Genomic DNA, 17023 nt, shown 5'->3' with positions numbered 1-17023 from the left:
GAGTGGTAGGCACGAGCGGATTCGAACCGCTGACCTCTACCGTGTAGAGGTAGGATAGGGCGCGCACGTTATTGACGGCAAAGGACTTATAAGCCGGATGAATCGGTAAAACCGGCACAGTTGGCCCTATTTGCCGCAAAAATGCCGCAAATTTTTCATTGATCCAACCGAGTGGGCCAAGGGCTGGCCGTGGCGGAACAGCCCAGCTTTTCCTCTCCATTCGAACGGCATTGAGGACTTTGCTTTACGGTTCTGCAAAAAACAGCGAAAGCGCACACGCTCTTCAATGCGAGCGGCTCCCAGCGGGAACTGCACCTGAGAGTTTTGCGCTTTAGCGTTTCTGAATCTAAGCACAAGTAATTTAGCGTTTTCGGATTGACTTTAACGCTTTTGCGACAATTGGTGACCGCGTAGAACCGGACACCAGAGTTTGGAGTCTTACCCTACCCAGGCCATCTCCCTGCTCGGGCATCGCCGATCGCGGCTACGACAGTCGCCAGATCTTCGCCCATGCACAGAACATGGGAGCCATCGTCGTCATCCCCTCCAAGATCAACCGCAGACAGCAACGGCAACACGACCAGAACCTCTACAAACTCCGCAACCGTATCGAACGCTGCTTCAACCAAAGCACGGCCGATTCCCTTAGATGCTCCCGTAATGACGATGGATTTGGTCATGATAACCTTTCAAATAATTACTTTCGAGAACCTTCAGCGTCGTTCTGGCCGAAGCTCTTGTCGGCGCCTTTTTGGCAACGTTGTGCATTGATGACGCCGACAAAAGCAGCGGTACTAAACCTTCGATTTCGTAGACAGGCTAAGCCTTGGCCTGCCTCAATTTGATGAGATCCGCGGCTGACGCGCCTTCAAGGGAAAGTCCGTAGCCGACCTCCCGGACGAGGCGCTCCTTCAGGGGTTGAATGAAGTGGACCCGGGTGTTGCGGCGCGTCACCTCCGGAGCCTTCAAGTACAGCTCTGCTAGTTCGCGCGCGCGGCTTAGCGCTTTACCGTTTGGCACAACTTCGGCAACGACTCCCCACTCCTGTGCGGTATGCGCCGGCAGCGGATATGGATTGAGCAGGAACGCCTCGACGCGTCCTGCACCGGCGCGATAACTCCAAGTGGTAAAGATGCCGTCACCGGGTGCAACGCCAGCGGCATAATGGCCCACATCCTGGAAGGTCGCCCCCTCGGCAGCCACAATCACATTGGCGAGCAGCGCGTAATCGGAGTGAATATGTGCGCGCCCCTCGATAGCCGCGATGACCGGCACACGTATGTTGGCTATGTTTTCCAAAGCCTGAACGCCTTCGTCGTGAATCTGGCTCCAGACACCGGGATCGGCGACATTGCTGAAAGATGACCATTCGACGCCTATGATGAAGTCGCCGCCTGCTCCTGTCAGGAGCACGATTTTATTCGCTCGATCTTGAGAAATCCGGTAGAAGGCGTCGACAAACTCCGTGTGAGTTTGTGCCGTCATAACGCACGGCCCGCCGTTGGTGTGGAGTTGAACAATCAGCACACCATTGGCGTCTCGCGTCAGCTTTACGTTGCGATAGGCAGTGGAGTATTCGGTATCTGGGGACAGAACAGAATCAACAAGGATCGAAGCCGCCGGTGGAAAAACAACAGATCGACCCGATACCATTCGGTTCCGATGCGAAGACGCTTCTGCCTAGCTACGAAAGCGAAGTCATTTGGGATGACAGCGTCCTCCAAATCCGATTCCGAGTATTTATCCCTTCAGGTCCAAGAATTCCAGGACGAACGGATCCCGGATGCGGTCGTCAGGATTGAGACCGTCGGGCGAGGATGAAGCAATCGAGGTGCTGGGCTTTCCGCGCAGTCGTTGATGCGCCTGGTTGCGATCTGGCGATCCCAGATCCCGGACTGACCAGCCGCTCAACGTGGAGAATAATCCGTTATCACACATAGATGAGGACGGGCATCTCGACTGCCCTGACGGAAGGTGGGGCAGGAATTGTTGCCTCATGCGAACATCCGATGACGCTCGATATTTACACCCAAGCGGTCTCGCAGCAGAAACGCGAGGCCAACGCAAAGGTCGTGGAGATGATGCTTCTGGGGTTCAGCACACTTCAGCACCTTCGGAAGTCCGGGAGGCGGTCGGGTGATCCGGTAAATAACTGGTATTGAATTGTTTGTCTGGGCTTGGTCGGGATCGAACCGATGACCCCTTCCATGCCATTCAAAGCACCGCGGCCAGTAAGGCGTAATGCAATAGAGCCGTCGCACCGCCTTGCCTGAACGGCTCTCTTTTGAACGCAAATAGTTTTTTCTCTCAAGACCTTGAAGGATCGGATTCGTCGGCCTGATCCTGATCGCCTCGTCCAGCGGCTGGTTGTAGTGCATTAGTCCATCGACAAGGAAGGGTGTCGATGGCTCTAAAGAGTTACTTCAACCGCCTGCCGGGGTTTGATACGTTCTCAAAGAGTTCATTCACATGATCAGACGACATGCTTGACCACCCTCATGGTCAACAAGGCGTGACGTCTGTTTTTTTACTTTTTCTGCTTTGGAGATCTGAAAAACCATGAAATTCGTGCAATCTCTCAAGTCCTCTCTCAACTCCCTGGGAGGCGTGGCCCGGACCTATACGGGTCGACAGCGGCGTGTTGCAGGCGAACGTTTGTTCTTGTTCGCCGGAGTTTGGCTTGCCGCCTTTTTGGGGCTGGCGACAGCGACGGCCTCCGCGCAGACCGCCCATGCCGTTGGATTCATCACCGTTCCCGGCTTTAATTCTCCCTATAGCGTGGCGATGGACGCCAGGGGCAACGTCTTCGTGGCAGCCTTCGACGGGGTGAAGGAGATTGTGGCGGTCAACGGCCAAATATCTTCTACCTCCACGGTGAACCCGATCGGCAGCGGCTTTAATGGCCCCACCGGCGTGGCAGTGGACGCTAATGGCAATGTGTTTGTGGCGGACTACAACAACAATGCGGTGAAGGAGATTGTGGCGGTCAACGGCCAGGTCTCATCCAGCTCCACGGTGAACACGATCGGCAGCGGCTTTAATCAGCCCAGCGGCGTGGCGGTGGACGCCAGTGGCAACGTTTTCGTAGTAGATAGTATAAACAAAGCGGTGAAGGAGATCGTGGCGGTCAATGGCCAGGTCTCATCCAGTTCCACGGTGAACACGATCGCCAGCGGTTTTAACTTCCCCTTTGGTGTGGCGGTGGACGCCAGTGGCAATGTCTTCGTAGCGGATACTAACAACAATGCGGTGAAGGAGATTGTGGCGGTCAACGGCCAGGTCTCATCCAGCTCTACGGTAAACACGATTGGCAGCGGCTTTAGTTTTCCCGATGGTGTGGCGGTGGACGCCACCGGCAACGTCTTCGTGGCGGATCGCAGCAACAACGCGGTGAAGGAGATCGTGGCGGTCAATGGCCAGGTCTCTTCCAGCTCCACAGTGAACACGATTGGCGGCGGCTTTAATGCCCCCTTTGGTGTGGCGGTGGACGCCACCGGCAACGTCTTCGTAGCGGATACCTTCAACGGTGCGGTGAAGGAGTTTGTGGCCGGAACGCAACGGTTCCCGGCGACGGCGTTCCCCGCGACGGCGGTCGGCAGCACGAGCGGCGCGCTCTCCGTGGTCTTTACCTTCGACACCCCAGGCACCCTGGCAAATACTCCCTACGTGGTGCTGACGCAGGGAGCTCAGAACCTGGACTTCAAGGCAGCATCGACCCAGGCCACGGATGCCTGCATCTCCGGACATGCCTATAACGCAGGCGACAGCTGCTCAGTAAGCGTCACATTTACTCCCACCACGCCCTTCCTTCGGAAGGGAGCAGTGCAACTGATGGGCTCGGCAGGAAGCCCGATCGCAACCTCCCCCATTTTTGGCACGGGGACTGGGCCGCAGGTGAGCTTTCCAAATCCGACCCCAAATCCGGCCGCAGTGAAGACGCTCGGCAGCGGCTTTAATAATCCCTTTGGCGTGGCGGTGGACGCCAGCGGTGACGTCTTTGTGGCCGATACTTACAACAATGCGGTGAAGGAGATTGTGGCGGGCAACGGCCAGGTGAACACGATTGGCAGCGGCTTTGTACACACCTTTGGTGTGGCGGTGGACTCCGCCGGCAACGTCTTCGTGGCGGATGATGGCAACAATGTGGTGAAGGAGATTGTGGCGGTCAATGGCCAGGTTTCATCCAGCTCTACGGTAAACACGATCACCAACATCAGAAGCTTTAATCAGCCCTCTGGTGTGGCGGTGGACGCCAGTGGCAACGTCTTCGTGGCGGATACTGGCAACAACTTGGTGAAGGAGATCGTGGCGGTCAACGGCCAGGTCTCATCCAGCTCCACGGTGAACACGATTGCCAGCGGCTTTAGTGGTCCCTATGGCGTGGCGGTGGACGGCAGCGGCAACGTCTTCGTGGCGGATACTGGCAACAACTTGGTGAAGGAGATCGTGGCGGTCAACGGCCAGGTCTCATCCAGCTCCACGGTGAACACGATCGCCAGCGGCTTTAATGGTCCCTATGGCGTGGCGGTGGACGGCAGCGGCAACGTCTTCGTAGCGGATACTTTCGGCAATGCGGTGAAGGAGATCGTGGCGGTCAACGGCCAGGTCTCATCCAGCTCCACGGTGATCACGCTCGGCAGTGGCGACGCCAGGGATGTGGCGGTGGACGGCAGCGGCAACGTCTTCGTAGCGTATAGTAGCGGTGTAGTGAAGGAGATCGACAACAGCGATCCTCCGACTCTCTCCTTTGCATCGACCAACGTTGGCTCGACGAGCTCCGACAGTCCACAGTCTGTCACAGTCGCCAACATCGGCAACGCGACACTCAACTTCCCGGTTCCCACGGCAGCCGGCGGTTACAACCCGAGCGTCTCGTCCAGCTTCAACTACGGCAACTTCTCCACATGCACGCAGACGTCCTCGCAAAGCGGAACGGCGTTCACGCTCGCCCCAGGCGCGACCTGCACTGTGGCGATTAACTTCATTCCGGCAACGGCAGGCAGCATCTCGGGCAGTGTTGTGCTGACTGACGATGCGCTGAACGCTGTAGCCCCGAATTACACCACGCAAACCATTGCGCTGAGCGGCGTCGGAGTTCTAGCCCTGAACCATTTTGCTCTCACGGTGCCTTCCACGACGACGGCGGGCCAGAACTTCCAGGCCACGGTGACGGCCTACTCGGATTCCGGCACAACCGTGATGACGAGCTATACAGGACCAGTCACTCAGACCTCGTCGGATACGAATGCGGTCTTCTCCTCAGTGAGCTGGAACAACGGGGTCGGGACGTTCACGGTGACCCTGAAGACGGCAGGCGCGCAAACGATCACAGTGCAGGCTCTCGGCACCAGCAGCGTCAGCCAGACAAGCAACAGCATTACGGTTGGCGCGGATATTGCCTCCAGCATCACGGTTGTATCGGGCAGCAATCAGACCGCTGCCATTGGCACAGCCTTCGCGACTCCGCTGAAGGTGGAGGTGCTTGATCAGTATTCGAATCCAATCGGCGGAGCAGTAGTGACGTTTGCTGCGCCGGCCTCCGGTGCCAGCGCCAGCCTTTCCACAGCGACCTGCACCACGTCAACCACGGCGCCGATCGGCCTTTGCTCGGTGTTGGCAACCGCCAACGGAACGGCGAACTCAACGGCCTATACCGTCAGCGCTTCGACTAGCGGTGTGAGCAGTGCAGCGCAGTTCCTGCTGACGAATGATCAGGCGGCAACCACAGTAACAGTTACGCCGAGCAGGACGTCGCTTGTTTACGGACAACCTGTGACTATCAATGCGGCGGTCTCGCCGACTTCCGCAGGAGGATCGTCACCGAGCGGAGCCCTGGCCTTCTATGACGGCCCGACCACCCTTCTTGGCAACCAGACGATCGCTAGCGCCTCTGCTGCCGTCGTCGTGCCGGCGCCTTCGGTAGGCTCGCACTTCTACTATGCGCAGTATGCGGGCGACAGCAACTTTTCGAACAGCGCAAGGACAGCGGCAGTCTCGGCTGTTTCAGTGAGCAAAGCGGCGTCAACGCTGACCGGTCCCGCAACGCAGCCCGTTTCAGTGGCGAGCGGGCAGACGGGTTCGATCGCGATCACCGTGACCGGGCAGTTCAGCGGAGCCGGGATTGCTGTTCCCAGTGGAACCATCGGCTACTTGGTGAGCGGGAATGCGTTCGCTTCGGGGACTGCGAGTATCAGCAATGGGTCGGCTTCGATTTCTGTGCCGAATACGGTTGCTCCAGGCACTTATACAGTGACGGTCGGCTACGTAGGCGATTCGAACTACAACGCAGCCAACTCGATCACGATATCGCTGCAGGTAGCTAAGATCACGCCGGTGGTGACCTTCGCGCAACCCGGGCCAATCTCGTACGGCACCGCACTCGGATCGCTGCTCAATGCCACCGCGGCAGCCGGATCGACTTCGCTGACAGCAAACGGAACGACGACCTTCACTGCAACGGTGAACGGTGGCAGCACGCAAACCGTCACCAGCACGACGATTCTTCCGCCAGGTACTTACACCCTAACCGCAACCTGGGCACCGAACAGCAGCTACAGTAACACCTATAATTCGGCTTCGCAGACTGCGACGCTCGTAGTAAATCAGGCGGCGCTGTCGATTACCGCGAAAGATGCAACGAAGGTCTACGGGACTGCCAATCCCGCATTCACGGGCTCGATCACCGGCGCGCTGAACGGGGATAGTTTCACCGAGACCTTCTCCACCACGGTGACTACAGGCAGCCCTGTGGGCGCCTACGCAATAGTTCCAAGCGCGACGGGCACGAATCTAAGCAACTACTCCGTCTCAGCCGCGAACGGAACTCTGACCGTGACACAGGCGGGCAGTGCGGTGGCGCTTGCAGGCTCCAATCCGAACGGGAACCTGAATGCCGCTCTCATCCTTACCGCGACCGTGACCAGCACGACAACCGGCAATCCAACCGGCTCCGTGCAGTTCATGGACGGATCGGCAATCCTGGGCTCGGGGACCATCAATAATGCGGGAGTAGCAACCTACACCACGAGTGCACTGACCGCCGGCTCCCATTCGATCCGAGCTGTATACAGTGGGGACGCGAATTTCACCGGCTCGAACTCCGTCGCTTACTCTGAGACTGTAACCGCGCCGGATTTCTCGCTCACGGCGAATCCCTCGACCCTCACCCTCAAGGCCGGACAGAGCGGTCTGGTAACCTTCACCTTCACTCCGGTTGGTGGCTTCACGGGCACTGTGAACTTCGCCTGCTCGGGACTTCCCGTGGATGCCTCGTGCACCTTCACTCCATCTTCTCTGACCGGGGATGGATCGAACACGGTGCAGACTTCGAAGCTGTCGATCACGACGGAGGGCTCGAACTCGGGCACGGTGTCGATGAATCGCGGCTCGGGCTCCGGCGGGGCGGCGATGGCGAGTATCTTCGCGTTGCCGGGACTGCTCTTCGGAGGACTTCTGGCCTGGCAGCGGAAGAAGCTGAGAGGTACACATCGTCTGCTCGTAGCGATGCTGGCCTTGACCATGACCCTCGCCGGTATTGTGGGTTGCGCCAGCCAGCCAACCACGCCGCAGGGTACGTCACAGGTGACCGTTACTGCCACAGCCATGAGAACTGGCGGCACTGCATCCTCGCATTCCGCCACCTTCACATTGACGGTAACGCATTAGGAGAGAATCTGACATCTGCCCAACACTAAAGCCCACCGTCTAAAGCGGTGGGCTTTATCACGTTCGTCGTCGGCATCGCACTTCTGATGGGAAGACCAGCGCTGTTCCTCGGTGCATGCCCATATTGTGCTCCTGCCCGAGAGCTTCATCGGCTCGGACACGCCTCGTAACCTGTTGATTTTAGGGTTGGATGAATTTGGTGGACCTGATCGGGATCGAACCGATGACCTCTTCCATGCCATGGAAGCGCGCTATGGGCGTTGTGTTGACGGTAAATGACTTACGAGTCGGTACAGTCGGCCAAAACGGCCCAATCGCCCCTAAATGCTACCAATTTGCTACCAAAATCCTAACCGAGCAGGGAGGGGCTGCACCGTGGGGAGCAGCCCAATTTTCTTCCTTCGTGTGTCCGTTGTCTTCTGCTTGCAGTCTCACTCCATGACAAATTATAAGTAGGCAAACATGAATGTATCGACAATGTAAAACTTGTCATTTTGACGAGTATTGCCTATATTTAACTTGTCATGCGCGGCGAATTCAGAAACCTTCGTCTAAAACAACTCGATCGTGCCTTGGAGCCTTACCGCACGGCGCGGAAGGAATCACGTCCGTCGAAGGGATGGATACGCGCTATTCGCCAAGCGCTCGGGGTCTCGTCGGGTGACCTGGCACGGAGGCTCGGGACGAGCCGCCAACTGCCGTTGCAATTAGAAAAGGGAGAGGCGGAGGACCGCATCACCTTGAAGAGCCTGCGCGCCGCAGCCAACGCGCTCGACTGCGATTTAGTCTATGCCCTCGTTCCACGGGCTGACAGTATGCAGGAACTCATCGAGAATCGCGCGCGCGTTGAGGCAAAAAATCGCGTTCTTGGAGTCGAACATTCCATGGCACTTGAGAATCAAGCGGTCGGACGAATTGACGAAGCGGTTGAAGAGGAGACACGGCGCCTCGTCAGAAAGCGCACATCCCGATGACTCTATTTACTACGGGAGACGGCAACACACCGCTGTCTCCGGACGAGCAGGCCGACCTCATCCCTGACCTCACCACAAAGGAAGAATTGAATGAGGGGAACGCCAGAACATCCTCGAAGCGGCTGCATGGGCGTTCGATCCGCGCAACTTGAATCGACAAGACCCATTCTCCGAAACCTACGTCAGAGAACTGCACCTGCGCATGTTCGACCAGACTGGAAGTGGGCAGGGGTCTACCGCACTACGGAAAAGAACATTGGCATACCTCACTACCAAATCCGCGACGCGCTGCCGGCTTTGCTGGGCGACGTGCGCTATTGGGTAGAACATCAGACCTGCGAACCAGACGAGCTTGCTGTTCGGTTTCACTATAGGCTCGTGTGGATTCACCCGTTCGCAAACGGGAACGGTCGTCATGCCCGGCTCATGGCGGATGTTGTCGTGCAGCGATTGGGTAGGCCAGCGTTTACATGGGGGAACGCAGACATCGTGAAAGCCGGTGACTTCCGGCGCAGTTACATCGACTCTCTTCGCGCTGCCGATAAGAATGATATTCAACCCCTGGTGGCCTTTGCTCGCTCATGAAATTGCCGAGGAATATCGGTTTGAATCTGGGCTCTTTTGTGCGTTCAAGACGCACGTTTACCAACTCAAATGAACCCCACATTGAATTTGCAGATACACGGCTATGTGCCGCTCGACTCATGTTTGCAAGAAAATAGTTATATTTTTTCTTGCAAATCGGGTGACTTGGAATGAGCCAAACATTTGAAGATAAAGCGCTATATCGCATTCGAGAGACAGGGGGAGGGTGGGCATTCTCACCCCGAGCCGCCACGCTTTTCCGATTATGTCTTTTAGCACAAAGGCCGGGCTATTGACCCCAGCCTCATTGGAGAAGAGCGCGATGAATTTCATCTCACGGACTATCTGGGCAGGTTTGCTTTGCATTGTGCACAACTTCTCAAATGTATCTGACGGGCAAAGACCCCACTCGCCCGAGTCTCTTTGCTTGTCATTTCCTCGCCGTTTAGTCAGATTCCGTCCCGTGATGAGGTTTCACGCAGAATCTCAAGGCACTTGTCCGTGAGACTCATGCGACCGCATGTCACAGCACTCAGCGCCAGTCGGGGTAAGCAACGAGAAACGCCCATCTGGCTGCTCACTGGTCCTTGGCCAGTCTGCGTCTGTACCGCGATATAAGCACCTCGCCTGTCCCCAGGCACCTGCTTACTGGAACGTCTCGCCGACCAGTTCTTCGCTTTTCTTCCAAAACGCAACAGCGTTTTGTGGATCGAGAGCGTAGCCTCGCACTCCTTTGTCAAGCAGGCCCAGCCTTGCATCATCTGCGACGACGTCACTCACGTGGCAGTTCTCGCAATACCGCCCTCCTACCTCTTCGGCGGGCGCAACGACAGCTGCCCATACTGAGGTGGCGGCTCCCTGGGGAACTGTTTTGAACTGGAACGGTCCTTTGCCCTCTGCTGCGGCCTGTTCATTGATCTGTTTGACCATCTGTTCCAAGTGGGCCGGCTCCATGTGACGGGCAAGCTCGGTCTGTATGCCTCCTGGGTGTACAGCCGCCGCGCGAACCCCGCGCTCTCGATGCCGCTGATCGAAAGCGACTGCGAAGAGGATGTTCGCGGTCTTCGAGCGCCCGTAAGCCACGAAGGGTTCGTACGGCGTCGTCTCAAAGTTGGGATCGTTCAGGTCCACATTGCTGAAACGGTGCCCTGAGGAAGAGAGGTTGACCAGGCGTCCGCCGTCCCTGATCAGCTTCGCGATGCGGTTCACAAAGACGAAGTGGCCCAGGTGATTGGTCCCGAATTGCGTCTCGAAACCATCCTCTGTCTTCCCGAACGGAGTCGCCATGACACCGGCATTTGCGATGATCACATCGAACAATCGGCCGCCGGCAAGCAGCTTGTCCGCAGCGGCGTGCACGCTCTTCAGGCTGGCGAGGTCGAGCTCGACCACCTCGAAACTCGCGCCGGTCTCCGCCGTGGCCTTGCTGACTTCCGATGTGGCCCTCTTCGCCTTCTCCAGATCACGTGCTGCGCCTACAACATCCGCGCCATGTGCCACCAGCGCACGGGCCGTCTCTACGCCGAGACCCGCAGATACTCCCGTCACTAGAATCCGCTTACCCTTCAGATCGACCCCTTCGAGAACATCTTCCGTCGTTGAATTTGCTCCAAATTTCGCTGCCATACTGCACACTCCGATCACAAATCTTTGACACCGGCCTCGGCCTGGAATAAAACGGAGTCAATCTCCGTTATGTATGAGATTACCGGAGAGTGCCTCCGGTTTCAGAAAAAGTCGATGAAAACGTCAGCCCCAAAGAAAACTGCCCGCAAGCCCCGAGCTGACGCGCAGCGCAACCGTGAACGGATTCTCGAAGTCTCGAAGCAGGTTTTCACGCGCCGGGGAGCAGAGGCCAGCATGGACGAGATCGCCAAGCGCTCGAAGATAGGCCCGGGGACGCTCTACCGTCACTTTCCCACGCGCGATGACCTGCTGGCTGCTGTCTATATCAGCGAAGTCGAGAAGCTGGCCGAGGCGCAGAAAAAGTTCTCCGCAGAGCTGCCTCCGGCCGAGGCGCTGCGGGCGTGGATGCTGGTCTTCATCGACTACATTGCTGCGAAAAAGATCATCGCCCCGGCGTTGAACGCAATGGCCGGCGGCCCTTCTCGGGTATTTCAGCAGACTAACCGGCTCATGGAAGAGGCTGCTAATGCGCTAGCGAGCCGCGCCGTCGCTAGCCGAGACCTTCGACCAGATGTCGATCCAATGGACATGTTACGCGCTATTTATGGGGTCTCCAGCGCGGGCAGCACAGAAGATTGGCCTGAAAAGGCGCGGCGGTTCGTGGATATCCTCATTCAGGGCTCCCGGCCTTAATGAACAGCCTCTCTGTTAGGTGGTGCCATGCCGAAGGAATCACAAGCCGAGACTCACCAAGAGGGATTTCCAACCGGACTGGCAGATCAGTGAATGCAAGCCGACTATCAGTACTAATCCTTGGCGAAACCCATAAACCGCAGAACCGAAGGCAGTTTCGCGTTAATTACGAATTGATCTCGAATCCTGTTCTTAACATCTGATAGCCGAGGGGCACTTGTCCGAAATGGCGACTATACGGCCAAATGGAAAAGTTCCGGTTTGCCGACGACCCGGAGGCGAATGACCAGACAGAGTGACCGGTCATCACATGACCATAGGTTCGCCGGGACCTTGGAGAGGTCGGCTATTCAGAACAGCAGACTTCGATTGCCTCGAGGCCAATTCGATCATTCATGGCATTATGAATCCGCTGCTTGCACCCTGGGTAACGCTCCGTTGTCTGAACTGACATATGGCCAAACAGATAAAGCGGTTGTTAGCTGATTCAACCCAGCTCATTTTGTTTCATGAGAGCCATCCGAGGTCCAAAAGGTCGGCGATAGGTTCAGTAAACGAACAGGAGCCGAAGCCGATAGCGACGTTCTCCCGCGCTTCTCTGATTTGTTCCGCGGATAGTTCCTGATCACGCCATGCAAGAGCGTGCCTGCTCCAGCGAAAGGCGGTAGGATCCTCTTCATTCAACACTGCTAAAACCTTCTCTTCTGTTGCTCCGTAATAGGCGATGATTGCCGCGACGAAGACATTGATGAAACCGTTCATCAGAGCGGATGCGCTCCCCGGTTCATACGTGAGCTGTTGAACGGAACGCAAAGGATGATGCAGTCCAGCCGTTGCCTTGAAGGGAACCTTTGCTTCGGCGCAGGCCGCGAGAAATTCCGCGACCTGCTCGACGCTGGGGATGGCATCGGCAGTAACTCCTCCGGTCCGAATCTTTGCGCGCGCGTTCCCTTCCTTCAGTGCGGGAATCATTTGCCAGCAATTCTTCAGGGGAAATTCGACGTAGAGAGTTGTCTTTGGGGGTACGGCTGAGAGCAGCTTATGCACCTCAGCCAGATTTGCAGCCTTGGACTCGAGGACGTCAACAACTGCGACCCTCTTATCGAGCCCAGATATCAGGCGAGCATCTTGCTGCGCATCGCCCGTGCTGAGTGCGCCCAGGAGCCATGGGGTCAGCTGCTCGTCGCTTCCAACCTCCATCAATGCCGCGCTGAATTCTGTCAGCCTCGCAACTGGGACCATCAAGCGTCCCAGAGCCCATGCATATTTACCAGAGCGGTAACTGGCATAGTTCCGGGTCGACGTTAGCATATCAAGGCCTGAGGGAGGAAAGAGCCCCGCGTAATCTATCAATCTGTTCAGGAATGGTTCAATTGCAGTCATTTGCTTTTTCTCTTCTTTACCTTCGTCGTCGGCATTCCGAATTGACCCTTCCATATGCGATGCCAGTCTACCTCCTGAAAGGTCGGGTCATTTGGCAACCGTCCGAAGGTTCCGCCGGTGCCCGTATTCGCGCCAAGTTCGCCCAAGTGCGACCAGCGGACTGTCGCTATCGTCGGAAGACCGATTGCTCACTGGGCCACGTGGGTCGAGCGGTTAACACTATCTGCTGTCGATGAGCTTGGATTGCGGACGCATAACCGGCTACCCGGACGAGTGCTCGCCACATTGTTCGTGAGCTCCCAACTGTACGAGATGCCGACTATACAGACAAGTGGAACTCTTGCTGGTAAATGAGTGACTTGGCGATTTGGCCATCAGAATTTTAGGCGTCTAAGGAGTTGTGCGTTGAGGGCCACAATGATGGTGGAGACACTCATGGCGATTGCGCCGACGCTCATGGGGAGATCAAAACCCCATGGAATGAGGACTCCGGCGGCGACGGGGATGGCGACCAGGTTGTAAGCGGTTGCCCAGACGAGGTTTTGCACCATCTTGCGGTAAGTGGCGCGGGAGAGTTCGATGGCACGGACGACGTCGCGCTACGGACGAGAACGATTCCGGCGGACTTGACTGCGACATCGGTGCCGTCTCCGATGGCGATGCCAACATCGGAGCCGGCGAGGGCGGGGCATCATTGACACCGTCTCCAACCATTGCCACTTTTTTGCCACCGGACTGGAAACGTGTGACGGCAGATGCCTTGTCAGCAGGCAGAACCTGCGCTTCGACATCGTCGATGCCGAGACGCTTTGCTACGGAATAGGCAACTGCGTGTGAGTCGCCGGTGATCATTGCGACCCGAATGCCGAGTTTATGGAGCGCGTTGATTGCCGCGGCGGCCTCGGGACGAATCTCGTCTTCGATGGCGAGGGCTCCGATGATGTCGTTATTCCGAAGCACGTAGAGGACGGTTCGTCCTTCGGTCGCCCAGATTCCAGCGGTCTTTTCGAGTTCAGGGGTAACGGATTTTCCGTTTTCAATCATTCGCGCCCCCCCAATGGCGATGATTTCGCCGTGGATGTTTGCGCTGGCACCGAGTCCGGGATGGGATTGGAAGTCTGTTGCGGGAGGAGATTTGATGCCGGGGCGATTGGCTCCTGCGAGGATGGCTTTGGCAATGGGATGTTCGGAGTCGGCTTCGACAGCGGCGGCTAGAGCGAGTAGCTCGTCTTCGCTCGTCGCAGGGAGGCGGTTTGGATTCCGGAGAGAATGGGCATGCCGCGAGTGAGCGTTCCTGTTTTGTCGAAGATAACGATATCGAGATTGCGGGCTCGCTCAAGTGCGAGGCGGTTTTTCACGAGCAGGCCATTTTTGCGCCGAGAGCAGTAGAGATTGCGATGACAAGTGGAATCGCAAGGCCAAGGGCGTGAGGGCATGCGATGACGAGAACTGTGACTGTGCGCGTGAGCGCGTGTTCTTTGTCTCCGGCGAACCACCAGTAAGTTAGTGTCAGAATTCCGGAGGCGAGTTCGACATAAAAGAGAAGCGCGGCGGCGCGGTCTGCCATGGCTTGAGCACGCGATCCGGACGCCTGAGCGGCGGCGACGAGGCGCATGATGCCTGAGAGTGCGGTCTGATCTCCGATAGCCTTGACCTGCACACGCAAGCTTCCGCCAGCGGCGACTGTGCCTGCGACAACGCTGTCCCCAGTTGTCTTTGTAATTGCGCGCGATTCGCCGGTGATCATAGATTCGTCGATATCGGCTGAGCCTTCGGTCACGGTTCCATCGGCTGGGACGCGAGCTCTAGGGCGAACGAGAACGATGTCGCCTACGTGCAGATCGGCGAGAGGACTTTCTCGATACCGGATGGAGTCACGCGCTCTGCGGTGTCGGGGAGCAGCGCGGCGAGCGCGTTGAGAGCGCCCTCAGCCTGGGTGATTGCCTTCATCTCGAGCCAGTGGCCGAGAATCATGATCGCGATGAGGGTTGCGAGCTCCCACCAGACATCGACGTTGAGAAGTCCAAAGGTAGCGGCGAGGGAGGCGATGAATGCCACGAGAATGGCGAGGCTGATGAGGGCCATCATGCCGGGGCTGCGATCGGAGAGTTCGCGCCATGCGCCGCGGGGAAAGGCGCTTCCGCCGTAGAAAAAGATGATTGTGCCCAGAGCGAGGATGAACTGTGAACCGGGGAACTGAGGGGCGTGATAGCCGAGCCAGTGCTGGACCTCGCTTGACGAAAAGACGACAGGCAGAGTGAGGGCAAGGCTCAACCAAAATTTGTTGCGGAACATTGCTACGGAGTGGTCAGCGTGCTGATCATGATGCGCGTGTTGATCATGACCGGCGTGCATGGTAGTGCCTATCGCCTGGGTGGAGAGTTGCTGATGCATCTCGTGCCCGGCAGCGCGGTTCCCATGATGCGAGTGGTCATGTTCTTGAGTCGATTCCATAGCGGCTCCATGAACGACTGCATTACCAAAGGATTGCTCTTCAATGCTGTTTTATACAGTAGACATTAGAGACCTCCCTTGTGTTCGATTTGGCAGGATGGGTGGCAACATCGAGTCCTGCTGCCACCCAGGGCACCGTTTACTGCTTCAATGCGACACGAATTGCGTCGCCAGCCTGTTTAATAGCCGCTTGAACTCCAGACACCTCATGAATGGCATTGAGAAGCACGAAGTCGTGGATCATCCCGTTGTAACGAGTCGCGGTGACAGCAACGCCAGCTTCTTTGAGTTTGTGTGCGTAAGCCTCGCCTTCGTCGCGAAGAGGATCATTTTCGGCGGTAATGACGATAGCGGGAGGCAGTCCCTCGAGTTCCTCCTTACTCGCGCGAAGCGGCGATACATAAGGACTATTGCGCGTTTTCTCATCAGGCGCATAGAGGTCCCAGCCATACTTCATAAACGCGCGTGCCAGAAACCGTCCCGTCCCGAATTCACGATAGGACTCGGTATCCACACTCGCATCCGTAGCCGGGATGAACAGCACCTGTAAGGCGATTTTGGGACCCTTCTTGTCCTTCGCCATGAGAGCCAGTGCCGCGCTCATGTTACCGCCGACCGAGTTTCCCGCAATCGCGATCCGGGTTCCGTCTGCACCAAACTCGTGCGCGTGGGCAGCAACCCATTTCAGTGCAGCGTAGCTTTCATCCATCTGTGTTGGATATTTCGCTTCTGGAAGCTGTGTGTATTCGACGAAGACGCCGATCTGGCCGGAACCAACCACCAGGTCACGCAGCAGACGCTGATGGTTCTGGAAGTTGCCGACAATCCAAACACCACCATGGATAAACAACAGCACTCCTGGTTTGCCGGCCACATGCTGCGGCGTCATGATGTAGAGCTTTACAGTGCGTCCGTCTTGCGTGATCGTTTTTTCGACTGTGGTAACTCCTGACATATCTACTGGCGTCTGGTTCTGAAGAGCAGTGAGGATTTCCTGTGGCTTCGGTTGTGGCAATTCCCAAAACGGACTGCTGTCCTTGTTGAGCTCCGCGAGAAAAGACCGAATTTGCGGGTCGATCCGAGGATCAGTTGCCGCATCCGGTATCTGTGCCTGTGCCGCTAACGTTTGAGTCATGATGATTCCCCCTAAGAGTGATACTGCGAATTTTGTGAAACGTGTCATTGCTAAGTCCTTTCTGAATTGCGTTCGTTTGCTCGCTCCTGAAACATCCATTCCCGAATGTAGGGTGCGCAGTTGACGACCTTGATGTTCTGAGCCTCACAGGTATTGAGGAACCAGACTGCATGGATATCTACGAGTCCCAACTCGTCCAGATCCAAAATCACCTGTTGATCAGCACGTTCGATCTCAATACCCAAAGAGGCGAGCTGCGCACATCGAAGTTCGCCGCTTAGCCGAATTCGGGCTCCGTGCTTCTCAGAAAACCGTTCGATCTTCAGCGTCATATCGGAATTCCGAAGCCGCCGGCGTAAGAAGCAAGGAGAATGCCATTTGAAGTGATTGATAGAAGCTGACTTAATCGACCCGACAACCCTGAAATTTCAGGGTTCCCCGCCCCCGCAGGGAATAAACGCATCCCGCAGCGGGAGCGCGTATGAAGAAGATGGGCTTACAAGCTTGT

At 56.9% G+C, this 17023-nt stretch carries 16 protein-coding genes, 1 tRNA gene and 1 pseudogene; 7 read left to right on the top strand and 11 right to left on the bottom strand.

Annotated features, from left to right (window positions below):
• Positions 1-3: 3 nt before the first annotated feature.
• Positions 4-136: transfer RNA gene (locus OHL16_RS07385), tRNA-Val, on the bottom strand.
• Positions 137-374: 238 nt separating this feature from the next.
• On the opposite strand from OHL16_RS07385, the gene OHL16_RS20255 reads away from it, so the two are divergent.
• Entirely contained in the window at positions 375-845 is a 471-nt protein-coding gene (locus tag OHL16_RS20255) for a transposase (protein ID WP_396127185.1), read from the top strand.
• Here the strand turns inward: OHL16_RS20255 and OHL16_RS07375 are convergent.
• Together OHL16_RS07375 and OHL16_RS20250 are read right to left on the bottom strand one after the other, a co-directional pair.
• A complete protein-coding gene (locus OHL16_RS07375; protein ID WP_396127162.1) occupies positions 820-1527 on the bottom strand; it encodes an enoyl-CoA hydratase/isomerase family protein in 708 nt (235 codons plus the stop codon). The genes OHL16_RS20255 and OHL16_RS07375 overlap by 26 nt on opposite strands.
• Before the next feature lie 23 nt (positions 1528-1550).
• Complete coding sequence (locus OHL16_RS20250; RefSeq protein WP_396127161.1) at positions 1551-1724, bottom strand: PDDEXK nuclease domain-containing protein; 174 nt, start codon at positions 1722-1724, stop codon at positions 1551-1553.
• Positions 1725-2009: 285 nt separating this feature from the next.
• Between OHL16_RS20250 and OHL16_RS07370 the strand changes: the two genes are divergently transcribed.
• The 5 genes from OHL16_RS07370 to OHL16_RS20245 all read left to right on the top strand — a co-directional run bounded on the left by OHL16_RS07370 (position 2010) and on the right by OHL16_RS20245 (position 9224).
• A complete protein-coding gene (locus tag OHL16_RS07370) occupies positions 2010-2162 on the top strand; it encodes a hypothetical protein (RefSeq protein WP_263366468.1) in 153 nt (50 codons plus the stop codon).
• A gap of 397 nt (positions 2163-2559) precedes the next feature.
• Positions 2560-7665: an Ig-like domain repeat protein gene (locus OHL16_RS07365; protein ID WP_263366467.1), complete on the top strand. Its 5106-nt coding sequence runs from the start codon at positions 2560-2562 to the stop codon at positions 7663-7665.
• Between the two features lie 524 nt (positions 7666-8189).
• Complete coding sequence (locus tag OHL16_RS07360; RefSeq protein ID WP_263366466.1) at positions 8190-8639, top strand: mobile mystery protein A; 450 nt, start codon at positions 8190-8192, stop codon at positions 8637-8639.
• A complete protein-coding gene (locus tag OHL16_RS07355; RefSeq protein ID WP_263366465.1) occupies positions 8636-8791 on the top strand; it encodes a hypothetical protein in 156 nt (51 codons plus the stop codon). The genes OHL16_RS07360 and OHL16_RS07355 overlap by 4 nt, the downstream gene beginning before the upstream one ends.
• Positions 8730-9224 (top strand): mobile mystery protein B, encoded by a 495-nt coding sequence (locus tag OHL16_RS20245; protein WP_396127160.1) that lies wholly within the window; start codon positions 8730-8732, stop codon positions 9222-9224. Before OHL16_RS07355 ends, OHL16_RS20245 begins: the two co-directional genes overlap by 62 nt.
• Positions 9225-9869: 645 nt before the next feature.
• Here OHL16_RS20245 and OHL16_RS07350 read toward each other — a convergent pair.
• Positions 9870-10850 (bottom strand): SDR family NAD(P)-dependent oxidoreductase, encoded by a 981-nt coding sequence (locus OHL16_RS07350; RefSeq protein WP_263366464.1) that lies wholly within the window; start codon positions 10848-10850, stop codon positions 9870-9872.
• Between the two features lie 114 nt (positions 10851-10964).
• Here OHL16_RS07350 and OHL16_RS07345 point away from each other — a divergent pair, with 114 nt between their 5' ends.
• Positions 10965-11543 (top strand): TetR/AcrR family transcriptional regulator, encoded by a 579-nt coding sequence (locus tag OHL16_RS07345; RefSeq protein WP_263366463.1) that lies wholly within the window; start codon positions 10965-10967, stop codon positions 11541-11543.
• A 507-nt stretch (positions 11544-12050) separates the two neighbouring features.
• On the opposite strand, the gene OHL16_RS07340 is transcribed toward OHL16_RS07345, so the two are convergent.
• The 7 genes and pseudogenes from OHL16_RS07340 to OHL16_RS07310 form a co-directional block, all read right to left on the bottom strand.
• Entirely contained in the window at positions 12051-12980 is a 930-nt protein-coding gene (locus OHL16_RS07340) for a hypothetical protein (RefSeq protein WP_263366462.1), read from the bottom strand.
• Between the two features lie 411 nt (positions 12981-13391).
• Positions 13392-14126: pseudogene (locus tag OHL16_RS07335) on the bottom strand (HAD-IC family P-type ATPase); the annotation flags it as partial.
• 11 nt (positions 14127-14137) lie between these two features.
• Positions 14138-14284: a hypothetical protein gene (locus tag OHL16_RS07330; RefSeq protein WP_263366461.1), complete on the bottom strand. Its 147-nt coding sequence runs from the start codon at positions 14282-14284 to the stop codon at positions 14138-14140.
• Positions 14281-14766, bottom strand: a complete 486-nt coding sequence (locus tag OHL16_RS07325; protein ID WP_396127183.1) for an HAD-IC family P-type ATPase — start codon at positions 14764-14766, stop codon at positions 14281-14283. The genes OHL16_RS07330 and OHL16_RS07325 overlap by 4 nt, the downstream gene beginning before the upstream one ends.
• Positions 14757-15380, bottom strand: coding sequence for an HAD family hydrolase (locus OHL16_RS07320; RefSeq protein WP_263366460.1), 624 nt, complete (start codon positions 15378-15380; stop codon positions 14757-14759). Before OHL16_RS07320 ends, OHL16_RS07325 begins: the two co-directional genes overlap by 10 nt.
• 139 nt (positions 15381-15519) lie before the next feature.
• A complete protein-coding gene (locus OHL16_RS07315; protein ID WP_263366459.1) occupies positions 15520-16563 on the bottom strand; it encodes an alpha/beta hydrolase in 1044 nt (347 codons plus the stop codon).
• Positions 16564-16565: 2 nt separating this feature from the next.
• A complete protein-coding gene (locus OHL16_RS07310; protein WP_263366458.1) occupies positions 16566-16847 on the bottom strand; it encodes a hypothetical protein in 282 nt (93 codons plus the stop codon).
• Between the last annotated feature and the right edge of the window lie 176 nt (positions 16848-17023).

It is taken from the genome of Edaphobacter bradus (assembly GCF_025685645.1).
Taxonomy (GTDB): Bacteria; Acidobacteriota; Terriglobia; order Terriglobales; family Acidobacteriaceae; genus Edaphobacter; species Edaphobacter bradus.
This window is presented reverse-complemented; position numbering and strand designations above follow the sequence as displayed.